Genomic DNA, 7,148 nt, shown 5'->3' with positions numbered 1-7,148 from the left:
CCACACCACCTTTTCCACCCCGCCCGGGGTGCGGGGCCCGGGTCCGCTGCGGCTTCGCCGCGGGGCGCGCGCCCCCGTGCGGGGCTCACGGTGCCGCACAAACCTCTAGGGTGCTCCCCGGGAAGACAAGGCGGGCCGGAACACACGCAGCAGGGGAGGCGGCGCGGTGAGCGCAACGGCACGCGGCGAGTGGGGCAGGGTCGGCGCGGCCGCCCTCACCGCGGCGGTTTTCGGGGGCCTGCTGAGCGGCGCCCCCACAGCTCAGGCGGCACCCCCGCCGCATCCGGAGGGCCCGGCGACCGGCTCCCCGGACGACGACACGAGCGAGAGCGGGCTGCCCGCCGTCTGGCCGCGCCCGCAGTCGATACGGGGCCAGGGCGCGTTCGTTCCCGCGGGCTCGGAGGCCACCCTGGTCGCCGGTGACGAGACGGACGCGGCGGCGCTCGACGTACTACGGGAGGCGCTCCGCGAGACTGGGGTGCGCACCGTTCACGAGATACGCCCCGGTGAACCGCTGCCCCCCGGCGGACTGGTGGTGCACGCGGGCGCTCGCGGCGCGGAGCGCACCCTGCGGGAGCTGGGCGCACCGGAGCAGGGAGACCTGCCGGACGGCGGGTACCGGCTGGCGGCGGGGCGGGACGCCGGACGGCCCACCGTGGCGCTCGACGGCACCGGCACCGACGGGCTGTTCCACGCCGCGCAGACCCTCCGCCAGCTGGCCACGCGGGACGAGCGCGGCCAGGGCTTCCCCGGCGTCGTCGTACGGGACTGGCCCGCCACCTCCGTACGCGGCACCACGGAGGGCTTCTACGGGGAGCCCTGGAGCCAGCGGGAGCGGCTCGCGCAGCTCGACTTCCTGGGCCGCACCAAGCAGAACCGCTATCTCTACGCGCCCGGGGACGACCCGTACCGCACGGCGGCCCACTGGCGCGACCCGTACCCGGCGGCTCAGCGGGCCGACTTCCGGGAGCTGGCCCAGCGCGCGAAGCGCAACCATGTGACGCTCGGCTGGGCCGTCTCGCCGGGGCAGGGCTTCTGCTTCTCCTCGGACGGCGACCGCAAGGCGCTGCTGCGCAAGGTGGACGCCATGCGGGCGCTCGGCTTCGGCGCCTTCCAGCTGCGCTTCGAGGACGTCAGCTACACCGAGTGGCACTGCGGCTCCGACGCGGACCGCTACGGGCGGGGCCCGGAGTCGGCGGCCAGGGCGCAGGCCGAGCTGGCCAACGCGCTGAACGAGCACCTGTCCGAGCGCCACCCGGACGCCGAACCGCTGACCGTCATGCCGACGGAGTTCTACCAGAAGGGCAAGACCGACTACCGCAAGGCGCTCGCCGAGAAGCTGGACGACCGGGTGCGGGTGGCGTGGAGCGGTGTCGGTGTGGTGCCGCGCACCATCACGGGCACCGAGCTGACGCGGACCCGCGACGCGTTCCCGCAGCACCCGCTCGTCACCGTGGACAACTACCCCGTCAACGACTACGCGCGGGACCGCGTCTTCCTCGGCCCGTACCAGGGCCGGGACCCGGCCGTCGCCTCCGGCTCCGCCGCGCTGCTCACCCAGGCCATGGAGCAGCCCCTGGCCTCCCGCATTCCGCTGTTCACCTCCGCCGACTACGCCTGGAACCCGCGCGGCTACCGCCCCGCGGAGTCCTGGCGGGCCGCCATCGACGAGGCCGCGGGCGGCCGGGACGCGGATCCGCGCGCCCGCGCCGCCGTCCACGCCCTGGCGGGAAACGACGCCTCGTCGCTGCTGGGCGGCGAGGAGTCGGCGTATCTGCGCCCGCTGATCAGCGCCTTCTGGAAGGCGTACGACGGCGGCACGGACGAGGAGCTGACGGCGGCGGCGCGGCCGCTGCGGGAGGCGTTCGGCACCATGCGCACGGCGCCCGAGCGGGTCCCGGCAGCGCTCGGCCGGGAAGTGCGCCCGTGGCTGGAGCAGTTGGGGCGGCTGGGCGAGGCGGGCGAGCGCGCGGTCGGCATGCTGCAGGCGCAGGCGCGCGGCGACGGGTCGGCCGCGTGGCAGGGCCGGCTGGAGGTGACGCGGCTGCGCGCGGAGAGCCGGAAGAGCGATGCCACGGTCGGCAAGGGCGTGCTGGCCCGGTTCGCGGACCGGGCGCTGCGGGAGTCGGACGCGTGGACGGGGCTGGCGCAGGACGCGCGGGACGCACGGGACAGCGGTAAGGAGAAAGGGAAGGGGACAGGGGAAGGGGAAGAGGAAGGGAAGAAGGGGCGCGGGGACCGTCCCGGCTCCGCCGACGGGAAGGGCGGCGGCAAGGAGAGCGGAGGGAGCGGCGGACGGCACGCGCCCTCGGGGCCGCTGACCGTACGCGGCGGACCGGACGCGCTGCCCGGCCACCCGCTGTCCGCCGCCGCCGACGGCGACCCGGCGACCGCCTACCGCGCCGCGGGCGCCCCCGCCGCCGGGGTCTTCACCCCGGACAGCCCGCCCATGCTGGTACCGCCGTCCCGGTCCGGCGCGGCGCACGCCGGGGACGACGGCCCCGCCGCGCTCACCGTCGCGCTGGCAGGGCGGCGCCCGCTGGACGCGGTGACCGTGCGGACGCAGCCGCACTCGGGGACGCGCGCACGGGTGGAGGCGCACGTCCCGGGGAAGGGCTGGCGCTCCCTGGGCGGCCTCTCCGACAGCGGCTGGACCCAGCTCGCCGGGCGGGGCACGCAGGCGGACGCGCTGCGCCTGGTGTGGGCGGAGGACTCCGCGGCGCCGGTGGTGCACGAGATCAGCCCCTGGTACGCCGACGGCCCGGACACCTCGCTCGCCCTGGACGACCCGTCCGTCGAGGCCGCGGTCGGCGGCGACGCCGTCCGGACGGACCTACGGCTCACCGGGCACCGCCCGGCGGACACCCGGGGCCGGGTCGTCACCAGGGCGCCCGAGGGGATCACGGTGCGCGCCCCGGCGCGGACGACGGTGCGGCGCGGCAGTTCGGTACGGGTGCCGCTGCGGATCACGGCCGACGCCTCGCTGAAGCCGGGGACGTACCGGGTCCCCGTCTCGTTCGGGGGCGCGCGGGGCACGCTGACGGTGCGCGCCTTCCCCCGGACCTCGGGGCCCGATCTGGCGCGGCGGGCCGACGCTTCGTCGTCGGCCGACGAGACCCCGGACTTCCCCGCCTCCGCGGTGAACGACGGCAAGCGGCGGACCCGCTGGTCCTCGCCCGCGCGGAACGGCGAGTGGGTGCAGCTGCGGCTGGCCCGTCCGGCGCGGGTGGGCCAGGTGGTGCTGCGCTGGCAGGAGGCGTACGCCAAGGGCTACCGCGTGCAGGTCTCGCCGGACGGCAAGCGGTGGCGCACGGCCGCGACCGTCCGGGACGGCAAGGGCGGCCGGGAGTCGGTGCGGATGGACGCGCCGGACGACACCCGGTATGTCCGCGTCCAGGGGGACGTGCGGGCCACGAAGTTCGGCTACTCGCTCTGGTCGGTCGAGGTCTACGCCGTGGACGACGGCAAGAGCGGCAGAGACGGCAAGGGCGGGGACGGCGGAGGGGCCCACCGTGCGGACCGCCCGGCGAAGGGCCGGCATGCACGACAGGCCCGGTGAAAGAGCACCGACAACAACATCGCCCGGGTCTCAGGCAGTGGATCTGCCGTCGATCCGGGCGAGGTCGTCGTCCGCGCCGTATGGCTGGAGGTAGGGCAGCCAACGCGGGTCCCTATGCCCCGTGCCGATGATCCGCCACGCGAGGCCGGAGGGCGGCGCTGGTTGGTGCCGCAACCGCCACCCGAGTTCGGCGACATGGTGGTCCGCCTTGACGTGGTTGCAGCGGCGGCACGCCGCCACGACGTTCTCCCAGGCGTGCTGTCCGCCGCGGCTGCGCGGAATGACGTGATCGACGCTGGTTGCGACGCCACCGCAGTACACGCAACGGCCGCCGTCCCTGGCGAACAGGGCACGGCGGGTGAGGGGAACGGCTCCGCGAAAGGGCACTCTCACGAAGCGTTTCAGCCGGACGACGCTGGGCGCGGGTATGACACGGGTCGCGCTGTGCATCAGGGCGCCGGAGTCCTCCAGGCTGATCGCCTTCTCGTTGAGGACCAGGATGAGCGCGCGACGGAGCGGTACGACGCCGAGCGGCTCGTACGACGCGTTGAGGACCAGGACATGCGGCACGGTGCCTCCTTGTGCGTCGGCGGCGCGTGGCTCGCGCCGGGACGATCTCCCCTCAGTGTGTCCCGTGCCCTGGTGGCAGCGCCACCACGACCGGGCAACCTTCGAGGCGTGTTTTCAACCACACCGACTGCATCCCCCGTGGCCCCTGCTCCCTCCCTCGAACAGTTGGACTCATACTGCTCGGTGACCCCGCGTGTGAACGTCGTGCGCCGATAGTGTGGTCACCGCGCCCGAATGACTGCCGGGCGGGCGTGTCCCACACGGAAGGTCTCCCTGTGTACTGGCTGATCGGCGCCGCTGACCCGACCCCCGAGGACCGCCGTCCCTCGTCGTCGCTGGAGGACGCCCAGGACAGCGCGGAAGAGGCGGCGGGCTGGCTGGAGGAGAACTGGGCGGACTGGCTGGCCGCCGGGCTGCGGCTGGTCCTCATCCTCGTCGTCGCGGTGGTCCTGCGCGCCATCATCCGCCGGGCGATCAGCAAGCTGATAACGCGGATGAACCGCCGGGCCGAAGTCGCGGACAGCGGAAACGCGCTGCGCGGGCTGCTGGTCACCAGTGAGCGCAGGCGGCAGCGGTCCGAGGCGATCGGGTCGGTACTGCGCAGCGTCGCCTCGTTCATCATCCTCGGCACGGCGGCGCTCACGGTCCTCTCCGGGCTCGGTATCAACCTCGCGCCGCTGCTGGCCAGCGCCGGTGTCGCGGGCGTCGCGATCGGCTTCGGGGCGCGCAACCTGGTGACCGACGTACTCACGGGCATGTTCATGCTGCTGGAGGACCAGTACGGAGTGGGCGACCAGATCGACGTCGGGGAGGCGTCCGGCACGGTGCTGGAGATCGGGCTGCGGGTGACGACGCTGCGCGGCGACGCCGGCGAGGTGTGGTACATCCGCAACGGCGAGATCAAACGAGTGGGCAACCTGAGCCAGGGCTGGTCGACGGCCGTGCTGGAGGTCCGGGTGCGCACGAGCGAGGACCTGGACGACGTCCGGGACACGATCCTGGCCGCGAGCACGGAGATGGCCCGCGAGTCCCCCTGGGACGAGCTGCTGTGGGAGCCGGTCGAGGTGCTCGGCCTGGACGAGGTGACGCTCGACTCGATGGCGCTGCGGGTCTCGGCGAAGACGATGCCGGAGAAGAACCTGGGCGTGGAGCGGGAGCTGCGCTGGCGGATCAAGCAGGCGCTGGACCGGCGCGGTATCGAGGTCGTCGACGAGGATGCGCTGGTGCTGCGGGCCTCCCAGGTGCAGGGCGGGCAGCGGAGGGGCGAGGAGATCCCCTTCCAGGACCACCGCGAGCCGCAGCGGGAGCCCAACACCAGCCCCCGCTGATCCCCTCCCGTCCCCCGGGCGAGCTACACGCAGGTGTCCACCGAGTGGTGACGATTCCCGGGCACCGGCTCCGTAGCGTTCAGGGCAGCCGCGGCGCTCCGGCCGCGGTACGAATGCTCTGACGGGAGAACATGATGGTCCGCAACAGCAGGGCGGCTGCCGTGGTCGCGCTGTGCTGCGCCGTGGCCGGGGTGGGGCTGGTCGGCTGCGAGGAGTCCTCGAAGTCGGATGCGGACGGGGACGCGTCCGCCTCCGCCACTGCGCAGCAGAAGGCCGGTCAGGACTCGTTCACGGGAACGAAGAAGATCAAGGTCGGCGGCCGGTCGGTGAACGTCTCCTGCGCGGGCCGTGCGGCGGACGGCGAGCCGGTCGTCGTCCTGCTGTCCGGAGGCGGCGACGACCTGACGAAGACGGCCGCCCTCCAGAAGACCCTCAGCAGGAAGCACCGGGTCTGCTCCTTCGACCGGCTCGGCCAGGGGGCCAGCGACAAGCCCGGCGGGCCGCAGACCCTGAAGAGCACCGGGAAGGTGCTGACCGGGGTGCTCGACCGGGTCGCCGGCAGCACTCCCGTCGTCCTCGCCGGACACTCGCTGGGCGGGGTGATCGCCGCCCGGTACACCCCCGACCATCAGGACCGGGTCAAGGGGCTGGTGCTGATGGACGCCACCTCGCCGACCCAGCGCGCCGACCTCACCAAGGAGGTCCCCGCGTCCGCCACCGGCCCCGCGGTCAAGCTGCGCGACCAGACCCTCGCGATCCTGAAGGGCCGGCAGCCGGAGAAGCTCGCGGTGCCCGACGGGCCGGTGCGGTCCGCCGGAGACATCCCGGTGGAGGTGATCCAGCACGGGAAGAAGTACCTCGCGGAGGTTCCCGAGTACGGGCCCGCGATGGAGCGGGCGTGGGCCAGGGGCCAGCACAAGTGGCTCGCGATCTCCAGCCGCAGCAAGCTGAGCACCGCCGAGAAGAGCGGGCACTACATCTACGCCGAGCAGCCCGCCGTCGCCGTCCAGGCGATCGAGCGCGTCACCACGCAGATCGCGGAGTGACCCGGCCCGTGCCCTGCGGACCGCGGCTGCCGCCGGGGCACTTCCGTGCGCCCCGGAGGGGCGCGGGGAACCGCGCGACCAGCCTCCCCCGTCAGGACACCAGCCCCCGGCGGTAGGCGTAGACGACCGCCTGCACCCGGTCGCGGAGTTCGAGCTTGGTCAGGATGCGGGACACGAAGGTCTTGACGGTCTCCTTGCTGAGCACGAGGGACGCGGCGATCTCGCTGTTGGAGAGGCCGTTCGCGAGGAGCCGGAGGACCTCCAGCTCGCGGGGCGTCAGCGGGGTGTCGTCCGGGGCGCTCTCGGCGGGCCGGATCCGGACCGCGTACGTGCCCACGAGCCGGCGCGTCACCTCGGGGGCCAGCAGCGCCGCGCCCGTGGCCACGGTCCGGATCCCGTGCAGCAGCTGGGCGGGCGGCGCCTCCTTGAGGAGGAACCCGCTGGCACCCGCACGCAGCGCCTCGTAGACGTTCTCGTCCAGGTTGAAGGTCGTCACCACGAGCACCTTGGCGGGGTCCTGCACCCCCGCTCCGGCCAGCAGCCGGGTGGCCTCGATGCCGTCCAGGACCGGCATGCGGACGTCCATCACCACCACGTCCGGGCGCAGTCGGCCGGCGAGCTCGACGGCGGCCCGCCCGTCCCCGC

The 7,148-nt window shown here is 74.1% G+C and carries 5 protein-coding genes; 3 read left to right on the top strand and 2 right to left on the bottom strand.

The window, feature by feature from the left end; genetic code table 11:
• The first annotated feature begins 166 nt into the window (after positions 1 to 166).
• Positions 167 to 3,559: a beta-N-acetylglucosaminidase domain-containing protein gene (locus tag G5C65_RS27490; RefSeq protein ID WP_165301701.1), complete on the top strand. Its 3,393-nt coding sequence runs from the start codon at positions 167 to 169 to the stop codon at positions 3,557 to 3,559.
• A 30-nt stretch (positions 3,560 to 3,589) separates the two neighbouring features.
• Here the strand turns inward: G5C65_RS27490 and G5C65_RS27485 are convergent, their stop codons facing one another.
• Positions 3,590 to 4,129, bottom strand: a complete 540-nt coding sequence (locus G5C65_RS27485) for an HNH endonuclease (RefSeq protein ID WP_165301699.1) — start codon at positions 4,127 to 4,129, stop codon at positions 3,590 to 3,592.
• Between the two features lie 275 nt (positions 4,130 to 4,404).
• On the opposite strand from G5C65_RS27485, the gene G5C65_RS27480 reads away from it, so the two are divergent.
• Positions 4,405 to 5,457: a mechanosensitive ion channel domain-containing protein gene (locus G5C65_RS27480; RefSeq protein WP_165301697.1), complete on the top strand. Its 1,053-nt coding sequence runs from the start codon at positions 4,405 to 4,407 to the stop codon at positions 5,455 to 5,457.
• A gap of 134 nt (positions 5,458 to 5,591) precedes the next feature.
• A complete protein-coding gene (locus G5C65_RS27475) occupies positions 5,592 to 6,503 on the top strand; it encodes an alpha/beta fold hydrolase (RefSeq protein WP_165301703.1) in 912 nt (303 codons plus the stop codon).
• A 91-nt stretch (positions 6,504 to 6,594) separates the two neighbouring features.
• On the opposite strand, the gene G5C65_RS27470 is transcribed toward G5C65_RS27475, so the two are convergent.
• A partial coding sequence (locus G5C65_RS27470; RefSeq protein ID WP_165301695.1) for a LuxR C-terminal-related transcriptional regulator occupies positions 6,595 to 7,148 on the bottom strand: 554 nt, incomplete at its 5' end.

This window comes from Streptomyces boncukensis (genome assembly GCF_011045075.1).
In the GTDB taxonomy this organism is placed as follows: domain Bacteria; phylum Actinomycetota; class Actinomycetes; order Streptomycetales; family Streptomycetaceae; genus Streptomyces; species Streptomyces boncukensis.
This window is presented reverse-complemented; position numbering and strand designations above follow the sequence as displayed.

Excerpts from the sequence above, each read along its gene's own strand:
- G5C65_RS27475 (WP_165301703.1), top strand. The coding sequence starts at position 5,592 with ATGGTCCGCAACAGCAGGGCGGCTGCCGTGGTCGCGCTGTGCTGCGCC.